Below are 18193 nucleotides of genomic sequence, written 5' to 3' on the forward strand. Positions count from 1 at the left end.
CTGATCGGCCGGTGAAAGGCCCCGCCGACGGCGACCACCGCGGCGACCTGCTGAGCGTCGAGGCGTGGCAGGTCGTGTTCGGCGTGATGGTCGTGCCCGCCGTCCTGTACGGCCTGCCGTCGTTCGCCATCCCCGAGTCGCGCCGCTTCCTGATCTCGGCCGGGCGGATCTCCGACGCCGAGAAGGTGCTGCGCGACGTCGAGGGCGCGCACGCGGACACGGGCGCGCGGGTCACCGAGATCCGCGAGCACCTGCGCCGTGGTGCCCGTCCGGGCCCGGGGGCGTCGTCGCCCGCCGGGCCGGTCCTCGAGCCGGATCAGTCCTTGAGCCGGGGCAGCACCTGCTCCGCGAACAGCCGCAGGCTCCGCCAGCCCTCCTCGACCGGCATCCCCCCGCACAGCGGGTGCAGCACGAGCGCGGCGGCCGGGTCGGTGCTCGCTTCCGCGAGGGCGACGCACTCGTCGGGGGTGACCACGCGGTAGACGCCCTCGCGGCGCAGTTCCTCCGGGGAGGCGGCCGTCGAGCGCACCGCCGAGTGGATGCCGGCGGACTGCCAGGAGGCGTAGGTGGCGGCCTCGTAAAACAGCCGGCCGCCGTGCTCGGCCCAGGTGCGGTCGGGGTCCTCGGACAGGTGGAGCAGCGGCACCTGCGGCGGGGGCATCAGGCACCAGCCCTCCGTGCCGTGCTCGGCGAGCTGCTCCCGGTAGTACGCCTCCAGCTCCGGCAGGTGGGCGCTGGGGAAGAACGGCAGACCGAAACGCGCCGCCCGGCGCGCCGCGGCGCGCGAACTGCCGCCGACGATCAGCAGCGGGTGCGGCGAGCTGTGCGGGCGGGGCGTGACCCGGACCGTCCGGCCGCGGAAGACGAAGGGCTCACCGGTCCACGCCTTCAGGAGCGTGTCCAGCAGTTCGTCCTGGAGGGCGCCGCGCCGGTGCCAGTCGACCCCGAGGGCCGCGTACTCCTCGGGGCGGTAGCCGATGCCGGCGACGGTGACCAGCCGCCCGCCGCCGACGTGGTCGAGCACCGCCAGGTCCTCCGCCAGCCGCAGCGGGTCGTACAGCGGCCCGATCAGCGCGGAGACGGTGACCGCGATCCGGCGGGTCGCGCCGAGGACGGCCCCCGCGAAGGTCAAGGGCGAGGGCAGCCAGCCGTCGGGGGAGCCGTGGTGCTCCTCGGTCTGGAGGGTGGCGACGCCGCGCTCGTCGGCGTACGCGGCCATCTCCAGGGCGGCCCGGTAGCGGTGGCTCAGCGCCCCGGGCGAGGCCGCGGGGTCGACGAGGTTGAAACGTACGACAGTGGCGGGCATGCGCCGACGTTAGCTGACGAACCGTCAGATGAACAGAGTCGCGGACGCCCGCCGGGTGGCTCCCGGGAGGGCGGGCCGCGTGACCGATACTGGACGGGTTATGGAAACCGTCATTCTTGCCGTAGTCATCGCCCTGGTCGTGATCCTGGCGGCCGGCGGGCTGGTGGTGGGCAGCCGCCGCAGGAAGCAGCTGCCCCCCGCGCCGCCCACCGAGCAGCCGACGATCACCGCGCCTCCCGCCGAACCGCAGGTCGGCGACGAGGCGGAGGCCCCGCGGGATGAGCCCCGCCGGACCATCGAAGAGGTCGAGCTCCCCGAGTCCGAGGACGCCTCCGCAGGCGGCGTCATCGTCGAGGAGCGCCCGGCCGCCCCCGAGATCGAGCAGCCCGAGCCCACCGCCGGCCGTCTGGTACGGCTGCGCTCCCGGCTCTCGCGCTCGCAGAACGCGCTGGGCAAGGGCCTGCTCACGCTGCTCTCGCGCGAGCACCTCGACGAGGACACCTGGGAGGAGGTCGAGGACACCCTGCTCACCGCGGACGTCGGTGTCGCCCCCACCCAGGAACTGGTGGAGCGGCTGCGCACCCGGGTGAAGGTGCTCGGCACCCGCACCCCCGCCGACCTGCGGCAGCTGCTGCGCGAGGAACTGCTGACCCTGGTCGGCACGGACCTGGACCGCACCCTGCACACGGACGGGCTGCCGAACGCGGACGGTGCCGAGCAGCCGGCCGTGCTGATGGTCGTCGGCGTCAACGGCACCGGCAAGACCACCACCACCGGCAAGCTCGCGCGCGTCCTGGTGGCCGACGGCCGCAGCGTCGTGCTGGGCGCCGCCGACACCTTCCGTGCCGCGGCCGCGGACCAGCTGCAGACCTGGGGCGAGCGGGTGGGCGCCCGTACCGTGCGCGGGCCGGAGGGCGGCGACCCGGCGTCGGTCGCCTTCGACGCGGTCAAGGAGGGCATCGCCGAGGGCGCGGACGTCGTCCTCATCGACACCGCGGGCCGGCTGCACACCAAGACCGGCCTGATGGACGAGCTCGGCAAGGTCAAGCGCGTCGTGGAGAAGCACGGCCCGGTCAACGAGGTCCTGCTGGTCCTGGACGCCACGACGGGTCAGAACGGCCTCGTGCAGGCCCGGGTCTTCGCCGAGGTCGTCGACATCACCGGCATCGTGCTCACCAAGCTCGACGGCACCGCCAAGGGCGGCATCGTCGTCGCTGTCCAGCGCGAGCTGGGCGTGCCGGTCAAGCTGATCGGCCTGGGGGAGGGGGCGGACGACCTCGCCCCGTTCGAGCCCGAGGCCTTCGTGGACGCGCTGATCGGCTCCTAGCCGGCGGCAGCGGTCGACCAGCGGACGAGGGGCGCACTCCCGGGAGTGCGCCCCTCGCCGTCGTTCACGCGTACGCGCGGTCCCGGTGGCAGACGTACGCCAGCGTGCCCAGCAGCAGCCGGGCCTCCGGGGGCTGGCGGTCGGCGTCCAGCGCCGGCGGCCGCAGCCAGCGGACCGGGCCCAGGCCGCCGAGGTCGGAGGGCGGGGCGGTCACGTGCTCGCCCGGCCCGAGGCAGCGCAGGTCGAGGTCGGCGTCGTCCCAGCCCATGCGGTACAGCAGGTGCGGGAGTTCGGCGGCGGCCCCCGGCGCGACGAAGAACTGCGCCCGGCCGTCCGGGGTGGCGACGACCGGGCCGAGCCGCAGGCCCATCCGCTCCAGGCGCACCAGAGCGCGCACGCCGGATCGTTCCGCCACGTCGATCACGTCGAAGGTGCGCCCCACGGGAAGCATCAGCGCCGCGCCCGGGACGTGCTCCCAGGCCGCCACGGCCTCCTCGAGGGTCGCCCCGGCCGGCACCTCGCCGGCGAAGTCCAGTGCGTGGGCGCCCGGTGCCTCGCACCCCGGGTCACCGCAGGAGCACTGCCCGCCCCCGCGTGTGGCGCGCGCACCCGGCGCCACCGCCCATCCGCACAACCCGGTGTACTCCGCCACGGTGGTGCACGCCGAGGCGTGCGTCCGGCGGCGCGCGCCGGAGCGGATGTGACGCATCTCCCGCATGCTGCCGATCGTGAAGCCCATGACACCCCCAACGGGTCGCAGTTGCCGATGGTTACGCCCGTGCCTGATCGGCATGTGTCAAGTGAATCGCTCCGCGTGCACATGTAGTTCATTCGAAGGGGTGGCGAATGGTGGCGTTTTCGCTGAAGGCATCGCCGGATGGGTGATCGTAGGATTACTTTCGGTTTGCAAGCCCCGGAAGTGTGCGGGCCGGCGGGTATGCCGGAGGCAAGACTCGTAGGACACTGAGGCACTGGGGGCCCAGGCAGGCAACGGCCCTCATCCCCGAAGGTGTTGGGCGACGGAATGGGGGCGTCACGGTGGGCGGCACACAGGACAAGCAGCCCAACGCGCAGCTGACCTCTTGGTTTGTGCGCAGTGGCTGGTCCAAGGGCGAACTCGCCCGTCAGGTGAACCGCAGAGCGCGCCAGATGGGTGCCCTGCACGTCAGCACGGACACCTCACGGGTGCGCCGCTGGCTGGACGGCGAGCAACCGCGCGAACCCATCCCGCGCATCCTGTCCGAGCTGTTCTCCGAACGCTTCGGCACCGTCGTCCCGGTGGAGGACCTGGGGCTGCGCCCCGCCCACCAGCCGCCCGCCTCGACCGGAGTGGACCTGCCGTGGGCGGGGCCGCAGACGGTCCAGCTGATCAACGAGTTCTCCCGCAGCGACCTCATGCTCGGGCGCCGCGGCTTCCTCGGGACCTCCCTGGCGCTGGCCGCAGGACCCTCCCTGGTCGAGCCGATGCAGCGCTGGCTGGTGCCCACCCCCGCGTCCGGCGCCGACGTGCCCCCGCCGCGCGACTCCGGCGGCAGGGTCCGGCTCTCCGAGCCCGAGCTGGAGCTGCTGGAGGCCACCACGGTGATGTTCCGGCAGTGGGACAACCAGTGCGGCGGCGGCCTGCGCCGCAAGGCCGTGGTGGGCCAGCTGCACGAGGTCACCGACCTGCTGCAGGAGTCCCATCCGCAGTCCGTCGCCAAGCGGCTCTACCGCGTCACCGCCGAGCTCGCGGCGCTCGCCGGCTGGATGTCGTACGACGTCGGACTGCACCCGACGGCGCAGAAGTACCTGGTCCTGGCCCTGCACGCGGCCAAGGAGGCCGACGACCGCCCACTGGGCGCGTTCGTCCTGTCCAGCATGAGCCGCCAGATGATCCACCTGGACCGGCCGGACGACGCACTGGAACTCATCCACCTGGCGCAGTACGGCAGCAGGGACACCGCGAGCGCCACCACCCAGGCGATGCTGTACGCGATGGAGGCCCGCGCCTACGCCAACATGGGCCAGGTCAGCAAGTGCCACCGCGCCGTGCGGATGGCCGAGGACTCCTATACCGACTCCCGGCCCACCGAGGACCCGGACTGGATCAGCTTCTTCAACGAGGCCGAGCTCAACGCCGAGAACGCCCACTCCTACCGCGACCTGGCGTACGTGGCCGGCCGCAGCCCCACGTACGCCTCGCTGGCACACCCGGTGATGCAGCGGGCCGTCGACCTCTTCGCGAAGGACAGCGTCCACCAGCGCGCCTACGCCCTCAACCTGATCGGCATGGCCACCGTGCACCTGCTCCAGCGCAGCCCGGAGGAGGCCGCCGGGCTCACCGTCCAGGCGATCGACGTCGCCAAGCACGTGCGCTCCGAGCGGGTGAACACCCGTATCCGCAAGACCGCCGACAGCGCCCTGCGCGACTTCGGCAAGGTCGCCGAGGTCGCCCAGCTCAGCGAGCGCCTCGCCGCCGACCTCCCCGAGGTCGCCGAGACCGCCTGAACCGGCGGTCCGCCCCGCACCCCGGCCGCGGCCGGCCATCCCGACAGCCCGACTCGGCTCCCCCATGCCAGGTCAACCGGGTGGCCCGCCGCGGCCGGTCCTCGTCCACCGGCGCTTCGTCCTCCGGCGCGTCCTCCCGCGCCCCCTCGACGGCGTGGCGAGGTTTGTCCACCCCGGCCCGCGCGGCACGTATACAGCTCGTCGGCCCGCCAGAGGGGTCGCGGCGTCATGACGGCGTCGTCATGGCGGCGCCCGCTGGGGCGGCGGTTCATCGCGACGTAACACGGACGACTTCTTCGTCACGGTGACGAAACACCCGATGGCGCCGACGGAAACCCGGCTGGGACAACCTCATGGCGAAAACCGGCCCACCGAGCCCGCTTCCCGCACGGGCCGTTCGGATGACGAGGAGACGCCGATGGCAGCAGGCTTTCTGACGCTTGCCGCAGACACGCCCACGCTCGACAGCGGTAGCACGGCGTTCATGCTGCTGAGCGCGGCACTGGTGCTCGTGATGACCCCCGGCCTGGCCTTCTTCTACGGCGGCATGGTGCGGGTCAAGAGCGTCCTGAACATGCTGATGATGAGCTTCATCGCCATCGGCATCGTCACGGTGCTGTGGACGCTCTACGGCTTCAGCGTCGCGTTCGACTCCGGCAACGCCTTCTTCGGCGGCTTCGAGTGGGCCGGCATGCGCAACATCGGGATCAACCAGCTGTGGGACGGCTACACGATCCCGGTCTACGTCTTCGCCGTGTTCCAGCTGATGTTCGCGATCATCACACCGGCCCTCATCAGCGGTGCCCTGGCCGACCGGGTGAAGTTCACCGCCTGGTCGCTCTTCGTGGCCCTGTGGGCGACGGTCGTGTACTTCCCGGTCGCCCACATGGTCTGGGCGTCCGACGGCTTCCTCTTCACGCGCGGCGTGATCGACTTCGCCGGCGGTACGGCGGTGCACATCAACGCCGGTGCCGCGGCGCTCGGCGTGATCCTCGTCATCCGCAAGCGCGTGGGCTTCAAGAAGGACCCGTTCCGGCCGCACAACCTGCCGCTGGTCATGCTCGGCGCCGGTCTGCTGTGGTTCGGCTGGTTCGGCTTCAACGCCGGCTCCTGGCTCGCCTCCGACGGCGTCGCGGCCGTGGCCTTCACCAACACCCAGGTCGCCACCGCCTCCGCGATGCTCGGCTGGCTCGCCTACGAGAGGATCAGGCACGGCTCCTTCACCACCCTGGGCGCCGCCTCCGGAGCGGTCGCCGGCCTGGTCGCCATCACCCCGGCCTGCGGCTCGGTCAGTCCGCTCGGGGCCCTCGCGGTCGGCGCCATCGCCGGTGTGGCCTGCGCCGCCGCGGTCGGCCTGAAGTTCAGGTTCGGCTTCGACGACTCCCTCGACGTGGTCGGCGTGCACATGGTCGGCGGCATCGTCGGCTCGCTGCTCATCGGCTTCTTCGCCACCGGCGGGGTCGGCCAGACCGCCAAGGGCGTCTTCTACGGCGGCGGCTTCGACCAGCTGTGGAAGCAGTTCCTGGGCGTCGGTGTGGTCCTGGCCTACTCGCTGGTCGCCTCGGCGATCCTTGCCAAGCTGATCGACCTGGTGATCGGATTCACCGTCAGCGAGGAGACCGAGGTCGCCGGCATCGACCAGGCCGAGCACGCCGAGACCGGCTACGACTTCGCGGGCGTGGCCGGTGCGGTCAGGGCCGCCCTCTCCTCCCTGGACAGCAGCAGTGGCAGCGGCACCCAGGTGACCGACGCCCCGTCGAAGAAGGTGGACGCGTGAAGCTCATCACCGCGGTCGTGAAGCCGCACCGGCTGGACGAGATCAAGGAGGCCCTGCAGGCCTTCGGCGTCCAGGGCCTGACGGTCACCGAGGCCAGCGGCTACGGCCGCCAGCGCGGCCACACCGAGGTCTACCGCGGTGCCGAGTACACCGTCGACCTCGTGCCCAAGATCCGCATCGAGGTGCTCGTCGAGGACGGCGACGCCGACCAGCTGATCGACGTCGTCGTCAAGGCGGCCCGCACCGGCAAGATCGGTGACGGCAAGGTCTGGAGCATCCCCGTCGAGACCGCCGTACGGGTCCGGACCGGGGAGCGCGGCCCGGACGCACTCTGAGGACGCGGGGGGCGCGGCCGGGAGACCGGCCGCGCCCCTTCCGCACCACCGAAACCGGGCGGTTCCGCCGCACGGCCTGCGACTGGAGACAGTGTGACGGAGAACGTCGACGCGAAAGCCCCCGACGGACACGCCCCCGCAGGCTACGCGGCGGCCCGGCTGGCCCTCCTGAACGGCGGGGGACCGTCCGGGCCGCCGCGGCGCAAGGCGCTGGCCGCCCTCACCGACGGCTGGCTCGCCGACCTCGCCCGCGGCGCGGCCGACCGGACCGGGGCCCGGGGCTGGTCGCTGGTCGCCGTCGGCGGCTACGGCAGGGGCGAGCTCTCCCCGCGCAGCGACCTCGACCTGCTGCTGCTCCACGACGGCTCCGCCGGGCCCGGTGACGTCGCCGGCCTGGCCGACGGGATCTGGTACCCGGTCTGGGACCTCGGCGTCGCCCTCGACCACTCCGTCCGCACCCCCGCCGAGGCCCGCGGGACCGCCGCCGAGGACCTGAAGGTCCAGCTCGGCCTCCTCGACGCCCGCCACATCGCGGGCGACACCGCCCTCACCGCCTCCTTGCGCACCGCCGTCCTCGCCGACTGGCGCAACCAGGCCCCCAAGCGGCTCCCCGCGCTCCACGAGCTGTGCCAGGAGCGCGCCGAACGTCACGGCGAGCTCTCGTACCTGCTGGAGCCCGACCTCAAGGAGGCCCGCGGCGGGCTGCGCGACGCGACCGCGCTGCGCGCCGTCGCCGCGTCCTGGCTCGCCGACGCGCCCCGCGAGGGCCTGGAGGAGGCCCGTACCCGGCTGCTCGACGCCCGCGACGCACTCCACCTGGTGACGGGCCGCGCCACCGACCGGCTGGCCCTGCAGGAGCAGGACCAGGTCGCCGACGCGCTCGGGCTGCTGGACGCCGACGCGCTGCTGCGCCAGGTCTACGAGGCGGCCCGCACCGTCGGCTACGCCTTCGACGTCACCTGGCGCGAGGTCGGCCGGGTCCTGCGCTCCCGTCAGACGCGCCCCCGCAGGCGCGGGCTGCTCGGCCGCTCCCGTCCCGAGCAGGGGAACGCCCCCGAGCGCACCCCGCTCGCCGAGGGCGTCGTGGAGCACGAGGGCGAGGCCGTCCTCGCGCTCACGGCCAGGCCCGAGCGCGACCCGGTGCTGCCGCTGCGCGCCGCGGCGGCAGCCGCCGAGCACGGCGTGCCGCTGTCGCTGCACGCGGTCCGCCGGCTGAGCGCGGCCCAGGCCACCCGGCCGCTGCCGGTGCCGTGGCCCGCCGAGGCCCGCGAACAGCTCGTCACCCTGCTCGGAGCGGGGGAGTCCACCGTCCAGGTGTGGGAGGCCCTGGAGGCCGAGGGCATGATCACCCGGCTGCTCCCCGACTGGGAACGGGTGCGTTGCCGCCCGCAGCGCAACGCCGTGCACATCTGGACCGTCGACCGGCACCTCATCGAGTGCGCGGTGCGTGCCTCGCGCCTGACCCGCCGGGTCGGCCGCCCCGACCTGCTGCTCATCGCCGCACTGCTGCACGACATCGGCAAGGGCTGGCCCGGCGACCACTCCGAGGCCGGCGAGGTCATCGCCCGGGACGTCGCGGCCCGTTTCGGCTTCGGCCGCGCCGACGTGGCGACGCTGGCCCTGCTCGTCCGCCACCACCTGCTGCTGATCGACACCGCGACCCGGCGCGACCTGGACGACCCCGCCACCGTGCAGGGCGTCGCCGACGCCGTGCGCGACGGCGAGACGCTGGAGCTGCTGCACGCGCTGACCGAGGCGGACGCCCTCGCCACCGGCCCCGCGGCCTGGAGCGCCTGGCGCTCCTCGCTCGTCGGCGACCTGGTCAAGCGGGTCGCCGCCGTCCTGGCCAGCGGGGCGGTGCCCGAGCCTGCCGACCGCGAGCCCACCGCCGAGGAGGAGCGCCTGGCCGTCGAGGCGGCGCGCACCGGTGGCCCGGTCATCGCCTTGCACGCCCAGGCCGAGCCCGACCCCGACGGGACCGCCCCGCGGACCGCGGAGGACGAGCCCGAGCCCGTCGGCGTGGAACTGCTCCTGGCCGTCCCCGACCGCCCCGGGCTGCTCGCCGCGGCGGCCGGCGTGCTGGCCCTCCACCGGCTCACCGTCCGCGCCGCCGACCTGCGAACGGTCGACCCCATCGGCGAGGGCCCGGTGACCCTCCTGCGCTGGCGGGTGGCCGCCGAGTACGGCTCGCTGCCCGAGGCGGCACGGCTGCGCAACGACTTCGCCCGGGCCTTCGCGGGCTCCCTGGACATCGAGGCGCGCCTGGCGGAACGCGAGTCCGCCTATCCCCGCCGCCGCGGGGTCACACCCCCGCCGCCGCGGGTGGCCGTCGCCCCCGGCAGCTCCACCGCCGCCACCGTCATCGAGGTACGCGCCCACGACGCCCCGGGACTGCTGCACCGCATCGGCCGGGCCCTGGAGTACACCGGCGTGAACGTCAGGTCCGCCCGGATCAGCACGCTCGGCGCCAACGCGGTGGACGCGTTCTACGTCACCGACACCGCCGGCGCTCCGCTCCCCGACGTACGCGCGGCCGAGGTGGCCGACCAGGTGGAGCGGGCCCTGCGCTGACGCGGTGGAGACCATTCGCGGGCCGGGCGGATACCCTTGAGGACGACCTATCACCCGCCCCCGACCTGAGGATCCGCGACCGACGTGTTCGACACCCTTTCCGACCGCCTCGCAGCGACGTTCAAGAACCTCCGGGGCAAGGGCCGCCTCTCGGAGGCGGACATCGACGCCACGGCGCGAGAGATCCGCATCGCGCTGCTGGAGGCGGATGTCGCGCTGCCGGTGGTCCGTGCCTTCATCAAGCAGGTCAAGGAGCGGGCGAGCGGGGCCGAGGTGTCCCAGGCCCTCAACCCCGCCCAGCAGGTCATCAAGATCGTCAACGACGAGCTCGTCGGCATCCTCGGCGGTGAGACGCGGCGGCTGCGCTTCGCCAAGCAGCCCCCGACCGTCATCATGCTGGCCGGTCTGCAGGGTGCCGGTAAGACCACCCTGGCGGGCAAGCTCGGCCGCTGGCTGGCGGGCCAGGGCCACACCCCGCTGCTGGTCGCGGCCGACCTCCAGCGTCCCAACGCCGTCAACCAGCTCCAGGTCGTCGCCGAGCGGGCGGGCGTCGCGGTCTTCGCGCCTGAGCCGGGCAACGGCGTGGGCGACCCGGTCCAGGTCGCCAAGGACTCGCTCGAGCACGCGCGCACCAAGCAGTACGACGTCGTCGTGGTCGACACCGCCGGCCGCCTCGGCATCGACGCCGAGATGATGCAGCAGGCCGCGGACATCCGCGACGCCGTGCAGCCGGACGAGATCCTCTTCGTCGTCGACGCCATGATCGGCCAGGACGCGGTCAACACCGCGGAGGCCTTCCGCGACGGCGTCGGCTTCGACGGCGTGGTGCTCTCCAAGCTCGACGGCGACGCCCGTGGTGGTGCCGCACTGTCCATCGCGCACGTCACCGGCCGCCAGATCATGTTCGCCTCCAACGGCGAGAAGCTGGACGACTTCGACGCCTTCCACCCCGACCGGATGGCCTCGCGCATCCTGGGCATGGGCGACGTCCTCAGCCTGATCGAGAAGGCCGAGCAGACCTTCAGCCAGGCCGAGGCCCAGAAGATGGCCGAGAAGCTGGCCAAGGGTCCCAAGGAGTTCACCCTCGACGACTTCCTCCAGCAGATGGAGCAGGTCCGCAAGATGGGCTCGATCTCCAAGCTGCTCGGCATGCTCCCCGGCATGGGCCAGATCAAGGACCAGATCAACAACCTCGACGAGCGCGACGTGGACCGCACGGCCGCGATCATCAAGTCGATGACGCCGGGCGAGCGCCAGGACCCGATGATCATCAACGGCTCCCGCCGGGCCCGCATCGCCCGCGGCTCCGGTGTGGACGTCAGCGCCGTGAAGAGCCTGGTGGAGCGGTTCTTCGAGGCCCGCAAGATGATGTCCCGGATGGCCCAGGGCGGCATCCCGGGGATGCCCGGCATGCCGGGCCTGGGCGGTGGCGCCCGTCAGAAGAAGCAGCAGAAGAAGGCCAAGGGCAAGCGGCAGAGCGGCAACCCGCTCAAGCGGGCCGAGCAGGCGAAGGCCGACGCCGAGCGCCGCGAGCAGCAGGCCGGCGGCGCCTTCGGCCTGCCGGCCGGCCAGGACGGCCAGAACTTCGAACTGCCCGACGAGTTCAAGAAGTTCATGGGCTGATCCGGCCCGAAGCGCGTACGACGGCGGCGTCCCCCGGGGAGGGGGAGCCGCCGTCACGCGTGCATCATGGATCCATGCGCGTACACATCCGCCCCCCGGAGCCGGCCGACGCCCCCGCGTACCGGGAGGCGGTGCTGCGTTCCGCAGGCCACGTGGGCCGGTGGAACCCGGTCGAACCGGACGGGCTGCCCGAACTGCTGCGGCGCCAGGGACCCGTGCTGCGGACGTTCCTGATCCTCGACGAGGAGAGCGGCGGGATCGTCGGCAAGTGCAACGTGGCCAACATCGTCATGGGGCGCTTCCGCAACGCCAGCCTGGGCTACGACAGCTACGTGCCCTTCGCCGGCACCGGGCGGATGAGCGAGGGGCTGCGTCTGGTCGTCGACCGCTGCTTCGCCCCCGAACCCCACGGCCTGGGCCTGCACCGGCTGGAGATCAACGTGCAGCCGGAGAACGAGCGGTCCGTCGCGATGGCCAGGCGCCTCGGCTTCCGCCACGAGGGCTTCACGCCGCGCATGCTCTACCTGAACGACGCCTGGCGCGACCACGAGCGCTTCGCGCTGACCGTCGAGGAGTGGCCCGGGGCCTGAGGGGCGCCGGAGCGGCGCTGTCCTTATGGTCGGGTTATGGGCAATCCCGTACCGCCCCGGCAGAATCCGGACGACCCATGGCGGACGGAGGGCGCGCCACCCTCGCCGCCCACCCGGCGACGACGCCGCATGGGCGGCTGGGGCGGCATGATCCTGACGGCGCTCGTCGTCTTCCTCATCACCGACCTGGTGCTCTCGTTCTTCACCGGGCCCCGGCCGACGACGATCTCGTACACCGAGTTCGACCGGCAGCTCGACCGGGACAACATCTCGAAGATCTACTCCAAGGGCGACTCCATCGAGGGGCAGCTCAAGAAGAAGCAGGACGTGCCCGGCGCGGCCGACGGCACGTACATGCAGTTCAAGACCCAGCGGCCGGTCTTCGCCGACGACGACCTGTGGGCGACCCTGTCGAAGAACGGGGTCACCGTCACCGCGGAACCCGTGGTCCAGCAGCGCGGGCTGCTCTACAACCTGCTGCTCTCGCTCGCCCCCGTGCTGCTGCTGGTCGTGCTGTGGCTCTACGTCTCCCGCCGGATGAGCAAGCTCGCGGGCGGGCTCGGCGGACTTGGCGGCATGGGCCGCAGGGGCCCGCCGCGGCCGGTCGTCCCCGAGCTCGGCCGCCGTACGACCTTCGCCGACGTGGCGGGCATCGACGAGGTGGAGGCCGAGCTGAACGAGGTCGTCGACTTCCTCAAGCGCCCGCAGGCCTACCGGGCGCTCGGGGCGCGGATGCCGCGCGGCGTGCTGCTCGCGGGACCGCCCGGCACCGGCAAGACCCTGCTCGCCCGCGCCGTGGCCGGCGAGGCGGACGTGCCGTTCTTCTCCGCCTCCGCCTCGGAGTTCATCGAGATGATCGTGGGCGTCGGCGCCGGCCGGGTGCGCGAGCTGTTCGCCGAGGCCCGCGAGGTCGCCCCGGCGATCATCTTCATCGACGAGATCGACACCATCGGCCGCGCCCGCGGCGCCGCGGGCGGCATCGGCGGCCACGACGAGCGGGAGCAGACCCTCAACCAGATCCTCACCGAGATGGACGGTTTCTCCGGTTCCGAGGGCGTCGTCGTCATCGCCGCCACCAACCGGCCCGATGTCCTGGACCCGGCCCTGACCCGGCCCGGCCGGTTCGACCGCGTCGTCCACGTCAGCCCGCCCGACCGCACGGGCCGCGAGTCCATCCTCCGCATCCACCTGCGGCAGGTCCCGCTGGAGAGCGGCATCGACCTGACCGCCGTGGCCCGCGCGACGCCGGGGATGACGGGCGCGGAGCTCGCCAACCTCGCCAACGAGGCCGCGCTGCTCGCGGTCAAGCGCGGCAAAGGCGCCGTCGGGCAGGGCGAGCTCTCCGACGCCCTGGAGAAGGTGCAGCTGGGTGCGGCACGCCCGCTCTTCATGCCCGCCGAGGAGCGCCGCCGCACCGCCTACCACGAGTCCGGGCACGCCCTGCTCGGCATGCTGCACCCGGGCGCCGACCCCGTACGCAAGATCACCATCGTGCCGCGCGGCCGCGCCCTCGGCGTCACCCTCTCCACCCCCGACTCCGACCGCTACGCGTACACCCAGGAATACCTGCGCGGCCGGATCATCGGCGCGCTCGGCGGCATGGCCGCCGAACACGTCGTCTTCGGGGTGATCACCACCGGTGCCGAGAACGACCTCGAACAGGTCACCAACGTCGTCCGGGGCATGGTCGGCCGCTGGGGCATGAGCGAGAAGGTCGGCCCGCTCTCCGCGATCCCCGCCGACTCCCAGCAGCCCTACGGACTGTCCGCCGCCCCCGCCACCCTCGACGTGATCGACACCGAGATGCGCAGGATCGTCGACGAGTGCTACGGGACGGCCTGCCGGCTGCTGGACCGGCACCGCGAGCAACTGGACGCCCTCGCGGAGCGGCTCCTGGAGGCCGAGACGCTGGAGGAGAACGAGGCCTACGAGGCGGCGGGCATCCCGCGGCTTGCGAAGGCCGCCGAGTAGCCGCCGCAGCCGCGTGGCCGCCGCCTGGGTCGCGGCCGCCGTCGCGCGGGGGCATCCGGGCTACACCCGGGCCACCAGGTAGCGGAAGACGTTCTCCATCCGCACCGTGCCGTCCGCGCGCCGGTACGCGTGCAGCGCCTCGCGCAGTTCCTTGCGCACCTGGTCCTCGTCGGTGGCGGCCACGGCGGCGTCGAAGAGCCCGGTCGACACCAGGCCGCGCACCGCGCTGTCCATGTCGGGGTAGCCGAACGGGCAGGACACCCGCCCCGAGCCGTCCGGGCGCAGTCCCGCGTCGCGCGCCAGGTCCTCCAGGTCGTCCCGGCCGCTGAGCCGGACCGCGGCCTCGAGCGCGGTGCCGCGCGGCTCCGCCAGCCGGGACGCGACCCGCAGCACCCGCCCGGTGGCGCAGCGCTCGGGCGGTCCCCAACCGGCCAGCACGACCGGGGTGCCCCGCTCGGCCAGGCCCGCCGCGGCCCGCAGCGCCGGAACCAGCGTCGCCGGTGCCGTCCCCGGGTCGAGGGCGGTGACCAAGGTGAACGGTGCCCCGTCCGGCAGCGTGACCTCCTCCGGGCCGCCCGGCACGAGCCGGGTGCGCCCGCGTGACCGTACCGGCGCGCCCCACTGCGGCTCGGGCAGCAGCCGCTGCCGGGCCAGTGCCAGACGCCGTTCGTCCGGGTCGCACCCGGTGACGGCCGCGCCGCGGGCCGAGGCCATCAGCAGCGCGAGCCCCGATCCGCACCCCACGCCGAGCAGCCGGGTGCGGGGGCCGACCTCCAACCGCTCGTGCACCGCCTCGTAGAGCGGTACGAGCATCCGCTCCTGGATCTCCGCCCAGTCGCGCGCCCTGCCGTCCGTCCGGTGTGTTTGTGGGTGCCGTGCGAGCGTAGGTGTCATCGAGCGCCCCAATCAGCCGCGTCGCCGTCTCGCCGAAAGCCTTCCTCGTACGCCCCCCGGTTACGCCGCGCATGTCCTCCGTCACGCCGCGCATGCCCCCGGAGCCAGACAACTCCCCTTCCGGGCCGTAGTCCAGAGGTTTGAAGGTGAGGATTGGGCCGATTCCCGACCACGCCGATTCACGTCCGGTGCCGCTGTCCCCGTACCATCTGCGGCATGGCAAAGGCTCCCGTACTCACGCCCCAGGCGGACGACTTCCCGCGCTGGTACCAGGACCTGATCAACAAGGCCGAGCTGGCCGACAACGGCCCGGTGCGCGGCACCATGGTCATCCGGCCGTACGGGTACTCGCTGTGGGAGCGGATGCAGCAGGAGATGGACGCGCGGATCAAGGAGGCGGGCGCCCAGAACGCGTACTTCCCGCTCTTCATCCCGCAGTCCTACCTGACCCGGGAGGCCGAGCACGTCGAGGGCTTCGCGCCGGAGCTCGCCGTGGTCACCCACGGCGGCGGCAAGGAGCTGGAGGAGCCGGTCGTCGTCCGGCCCACCTCCGAGACGATCATCAACGAGTACTTCTCCAAGTGGGTGCAGAGCTACCGCGACCTGCCCCTGCTCATCAACCAGTGGGCCAACGTGGTCCGTTGGGAGATGCGCTCGCGGCTCTTCCTCCGTACGAGTGAGTTCCTGTGGCAGGAGGGGCACACCGCGCACGCCACCTACGAGGACGCCCGCGAGTACGCCGCGATGATCCACCGCGACGTGTACGGCGACTTCATGACCGACGTCCTGGGCATCGACGTCGTCCTCGGCCGCAAGACCGCCCGCGAGCGCTTCGCCGGTGCCGTCAACACCCTCACCCTCGAGGGCATGATGGGCGACGGCAAGGCCCTGCAGCTGGGCACCAGCCACGAGCTGGGCACCAACTTCGCCAAGGCGTTCAACACGTCCTACCTCTCGAAGGAGGGGCAGCAGGAGCTGGTCTGGCAGACCTCCTGGGGCGTGTCGACCCGCATGGTCGGCGGCCTGATCATGTCCCACGGCGACGACAACGGACTGCGCGTGCCGCCGCGGCTCGCGCCGGTGCAGGCCGTCGTCCTGGCGATCAAGGGCGACGACGAGGTCGTCGCCAAGGTCCGCGAGATCGGCGACCGGCTCAAGGCCGCGGGCGTGCGCGTCGAGGTCGACGTGCGCACCGACACCCCGTTCGGCCGGCGCGCCGTGGACTGGGAGCTCAAGGGCGTGCCCGTCCGGGTCGAGGTCGGCCCGCGCGACCTGGAGAACGGCACCGCGATGCTGGCCCGCCGCGTCCCCGGCGGCAAGGAGCCGGTGGCGATCGACGAGCTGGCCGCGCTGTTGCCCAAGGTGCTGGAGGAGGACCAGGCCACGCTGCTGCGCCAGTCCCGCGAGCGCCGCGAGTCCCGCACCGTGGACGTCAGGACGATCGCCGAGGCCGCCGAGGCCGCGGCCACCGGCTGGGGCCGCATCCCGTGGGCGGACCTGGGCCCGGAGGGCGAGGCCAAGCTGGCCGAGCAGGGCGTGTCCGTGCGCTGCCTCCTCACCGAGGACGGCGGTGTTCCGGAAGCGGACGACGCGCCGGGTACCGTCGCGATCGTCGCGCGGGCATACTGACCGTCAACTGACCGAAAAGCGACGTACGTAATCAGCAGTACGTCCATGCTTGAGGCGGGTGCGTGACTTCTCCACTGTCCTCCGCACCCGCCCTCAGCCGTACGCATCATCCGGAACTGACTAGTACGTGCAAAATATTTGGGATGGCCCGGTATCGGAACACTGGGCGCCCCCGGCTCGTTGTCACGACGTGAGCACGACACCACCAGTCCTCGCCGCCGAGCTGGCAGTCGCATGGGCCGACATTCAACGGCACCATCCCGAACTGCCCGACCTGGCCGCCCCCGAGTCCCTGATCGGAGAGTCCTCGTCCGCGTGCGGCACGGAGCTCTCCTTCGAGCGCCTGCTGCACGAGGCCGTCCACGGAGTCGCCGCCGCACGCGGCGTCCGGGACACCTCGCGGGCGGGCCGCTACCACAACCGTCGATTCCTGGCCATCGCCGACGAGCTCGGCCTGGACCACTCCGAGGAGCCGCACCCCAGCAGCGGCTTCTCCCTGGTCCAGCTGCGGCCGGACACCAAGAAGCGCTACCGGGCGACGATCGACCGGCTGCAGCGCGCCCTCAGAGCGCACACCGCGGCGACCGCCGCCGACACCGCCCGCAGTTTCCGCGGGCCCGCCGCCCGGCACGGGTCCTCGGGCGGAGGCGTACGGGTGAAGGCGGTCTGCGACTGCGGACGCAACGTCCGGGTCGTGCCGTCCGTGCTCGCGCAGGCGCCGATCGTCTGCGGCGCGTGCGGTACGCCGTTCCGGATCCCGGAGGCCGCGGCGGTCGCGTGAGCGCCCGCCGCGCACGGGGGCGGCTCGTCACGGGGGCAGCGCCGGTGGGGCCGCCGGCGTACGGCGGCATGCCCGCCGTATGGCACAATGGTCAGCTGAGCACTCGGCAGCCGTGCAGGACCCCTCTCTCCTTCGGCTGACGCGTCCGTCGGGCGAACCGGCTCCACAACCCCACGTGGCGGTCCGGCCTGCCCAACCACGTCAACACCAGGAGAACCCACTCCCGTGGCAGTCAAGATCAAGCTGAAGCGTCTGGGCAAGATCCGTTCGCCTCACTACCGCATCGTCGTCGCCGACTCCCGTACCCGCCGTGACGGCCGGGCCATCGAGGAGATCGGTCTGTACCACCCCGTGCAGAACCCGTCGCGCATCGAGGTCAACGCCGATCGCGTCGCGTACTGGCTGGGTGTCGGCGCGCAGCCGACCGAGCCCGTGCTCGCCATCCTGAAGAAGACCGGCGACTGGCAGAAGTACAAGGGCGAGCCGGCTCCGGCCCCGCTCCTGGTCGCCGAGCCCAAGGCCGACAAGCGCGCTCTCTTCGAGGCCGCCGCCAAGGACGCCGGTGACGAGCCCAAGGGTGAGGCCATCACCCAGAAGGCCAAGAAGTCCGACAAGAAGGACGAGGCCGCCGAGGCGGCCGAGTCGACCGAGGCCTGATCGTGCTCGAGGAGGCCCTCGAGCACCTGGTCAAGGGCATCGTCGACAATCCCGACGAGGTGCAGGTCGCCGCGCGCACCCTGCGTCGCGGGAAGGTCCTCGAGGTCCGGGTGCACCCCGACGACCTCGGCAAGGTGATCGGCCGTAACGGCCGCACCGCCCGCGCCCTGCGCACCGTCGTGGGCGCGATCGGCGGACGGGGTGTCCGCGTCGACCTCGTCGACGTGGACAACGTCCGCTGAGGT

15 protein-coding genes and 1 pseudogene are annotated in these 18193 nt (G+C 72.8%); 13 read left to right on the forward strand and 3 right to left on the reverse strand.

Going from position 1 to position 18193, the window contains the following annotated elements; genetic code table 11:
* Window positions 1-23 precede the first annotated feature (23 nt).
* Window positions 24-260, forward strand: a pseudogene (locus tag ACFZAU_RS25970) (MFS transporter); the annotation flags it as partial.
* 56 nt (window positions 261-316) lie between these two features.
* Here the strand turns inward: ACFZAU_RS25970 and ACFZAU_RS25975 are convergent.
* Window positions 317-1306 (reverse strand): LLM class flavin-dependent oxidoreductase, encoded by a 990-nt coding sequence (locus tag ACFZAU_RS25975; RefSeq protein WP_500554164.1) that lies wholly within the window; start codon window positions 1304-1306, stop codon window positions 317-319.
* Between the two features lie 100 nt (window positions 1307-1406).
* Here ACFZAU_RS25975 and ftsY point away from each other — a divergent pair, with 100 nt between their 5' ends.
* Window positions 1407-2633 (forward strand): signal recognition particle-docking protein FtsY, encoded by a 1227-nt coding sequence (gene ftsY, locus ACFZAU_RS25980; protein WP_499602192.1) that lies wholly within the window; start codon window positions 1407-1409, stop codon window positions 2631-2633.
* 64 nt (window positions 2634-2697) lie between these two features.
* On the opposite strand, the gene ACFZAU_RS25985 is transcribed toward ftsY, so the two are convergent.
* Window positions 2698-3372 (reverse strand): bifunctional DNA primase/polymerase, encoded by a 675-nt coding sequence (locus ACFZAU_RS25985; RefSeq protein ID WP_500465185.1) that lies wholly within the window; start codon window positions 3370-3372, stop codon window positions 2698-2700.
* Between the two features lie 299 nt (window positions 3373-3671).
* On the opposite strand from ACFZAU_RS25985, the gene nsdA reads away from it, so the two are divergent.
* The 7 genes from nsdA (at window position 3672) to ftsH (ending at window position 13987) form a co-directional block, all read left to right on the forward strand.
* Window positions 3672-5120: a transcriptional repressor NsdA gene (gene nsdA / locus ACFZAU_RS25990; protein WP_499602189.1), complete on the forward strand. Its 1449-nt coding sequence runs from the start codon at window positions 3672-3674 to the stop codon at window positions 5118-5120.
* A 418-nt stretch (window positions 5121-5538) separates the two neighbouring features.
* Entirely contained in the window at window positions 5539-6897 is a 1359-nt protein-coding gene (locus ACFZAU_RS25995; RefSeq protein ID WP_500554165.1) for an ammonium transporter, read from the forward strand.
* Window positions 6894-7232 (forward strand): P-II family nitrogen regulator, encoded by a 339-nt coding sequence (locus ACFZAU_RS26000; protein WP_391578994.1) that lies wholly within the window; start codon window positions 6894-6896, stop codon window positions 7230-7232. Before ACFZAU_RS25995 ends, ACFZAU_RS26000 begins: the two co-directional genes overlap by 4 nt.
* Before the next feature lie 93 nt (window positions 7233-7325).
* Window positions 7326-9803 (forward strand): [protein-PII] uridylyltransferase, encoded by a 2478-nt coding sequence (locus ACFZAU_RS26005; protein WP_500554166.1) that lies wholly within the window; start codon window positions 7326-7328, stop codon window positions 9801-9803.
* 84 nt (window positions 9804-9887) lie between these two features.
* On the forward strand, window positions 9888-11426 hold the full coding sequence (gene ffh, locus ACFZAU_RS26010) for a signal recognition particle protein (RefSeq protein ID WP_499602185.1): 1539 nt from the start codon (window positions 9888-9890) through the stop codon (window positions 11424-11426).
* A 74-nt stretch (window positions 11427-11500) separates the two neighbouring features.
* Window positions 11501-12016 carry a GNAT family N-acetyltransferase gene (locus ACFZAU_RS26015; RefSeq protein ID WP_500554167.1) on the forward strand — a complete coding sequence of 172 codons (516 nt, stop codon included), beginning with the start codon at window positions 11501-11503 and terminating at the stop codon, window positions 12014-12016.
* A 36-nt stretch (window positions 12017-12052) separates the two neighbouring features.
* Entirely contained in the window at window positions 12053-13987 is a 1935-nt protein-coding gene (gene ftsH / locus ACFZAU_RS26020; RefSeq protein ID WP_500554168.1) for an ATP-dependent zinc metalloprotease FtsH, read from the forward strand.
* 60 nt (window positions 13988-14047) lie between these two features.
* Here ftsH and ACFZAU_RS26025 read toward each other — a convergent pair whose 3' ends face one another.
* Window positions 14048-14881, reverse strand: coding sequence for a class I SAM-dependent methyltransferase (locus tag ACFZAU_RS26025; RefSeq protein WP_499602180.1), 834 nt, complete (start codon window positions 14879-14881; stop codon window positions 14048-14050).
* A 216-nt stretch (window positions 14882-15097) separates the two neighbouring features.
* Between ACFZAU_RS26025 and proS the strand changes: the two genes are divergently transcribed.
* From proS to ACFZAU_RS26045, 4 genes are all read left to right on the forward strand, one after another.
* On the forward strand, window positions 15098-16510 hold the full coding sequence (gene proS, locus ACFZAU_RS26030; protein WP_500554169.1) for a proline--tRNA ligase: 1413 nt from the start codon (window positions 15098-15100) through the stop codon (window positions 16508-16510).
* A gap of 190 nt (window positions 16511-16700) precedes the next feature.
* Entirely contained in the window at window positions 16701-17291 is a 591-nt protein-coding gene (locus ACFZAU_RS26035; RefSeq protein WP_319140678.1) for a hypothetical protein, read from the forward strand.
* Window positions 17292-17516: 225 nt separating this feature from the next.
* The gene (gene rpsP / locus ACFZAU_RS26040) at window positions 17517-17948 is read left to right on the forward strand and encodes a 30S ribosomal protein S16 (protein ID WP_326572235.1); all 432 of its coding nucleotides are present in this window, start codon (window positions 17517-17519) and stop codon (window positions 17946-17948) included.
* Window positions 17949-17950: 2 nt separating this feature from the next.
* Window positions 17951-18190: an RNA-binding protein gene (locus ACFZAU_RS26045; RefSeq protein WP_018562958.1), complete on the forward strand. Its 240-nt coding sequence runs from the start codon at window positions 17951-17953 to the stop codon at window positions 18188-18190.
* Window positions 18191-18193 lie beyond the last annotated feature (3 nt).

It is taken from the genome of Streptomyces sp. NPDC008238 (genome assembly GCF_042956445.1).
Lineage (GTDB): Bacteria > Actinomycetota > Actinomycetes > Streptomycetales > Streptomycetaceae > Actinacidiphila.

Excerpts from the sequence above, each read along its gene's own strand:
- ftsH (WP_500554168.1), top strand. The coding sequence starts at position 12,053 with ATGGGCAATCCCGTACCGCCCCGGCAGAATCCGGACGACCCATGGCGG.
- ACFZAU_RS25985 (WP_500465185.1), bottom strand. The coding sequence starts at position 3,372 with ATGGGCTTCACGATCGGCAGCATGCGGGAGATGCGTCACATCCGCTCC.
- ACFZAU_RS26025 (WP_499602180.1), bottom strand. The coding sequence starts at position 14,881 with ATGACACCTACGCTCGCACGGCACCCACAAACACACCGGACGGACGGC.
- proS (WP_500554169.1), top strand. The coding sequence starts at position 15,098 with ATGGCAAAGGCTCCCGTACTCACGCCCCAGGCGGACGACTTCCCGCGC.
- ACFZAU_RS25995 (WP_500554165.1), top strand. The coding sequence starts at position 5,539 with ATGGCAGCAGGCTTTCTGACGCTTGCCGCAGACACGCCCACGCTCGAC.
- ACFZAU_RS26015 (WP_500554167.1), top strand. The coding sequence starts at position 11,501 with ATGCGCGTACACATCCGCCCCCCGGAGCCGGCCGACGCCCCCGCGTAC.
- ACFZAU_RS25975 (WP_500554164.1), bottom strand. The coding sequence starts at position 1,306 with ATGCCCGCCACTGTCGTACGTTTCAACCTCGTCGACCCCGCGGCCTCG.
- ftsY (WP_499602192.1), top strand. The coding sequence starts at position 1,407 with ATGGAAACCGTCATTCTTGCCGTAGTCATCGCCCTGGTCGTGATCCTG.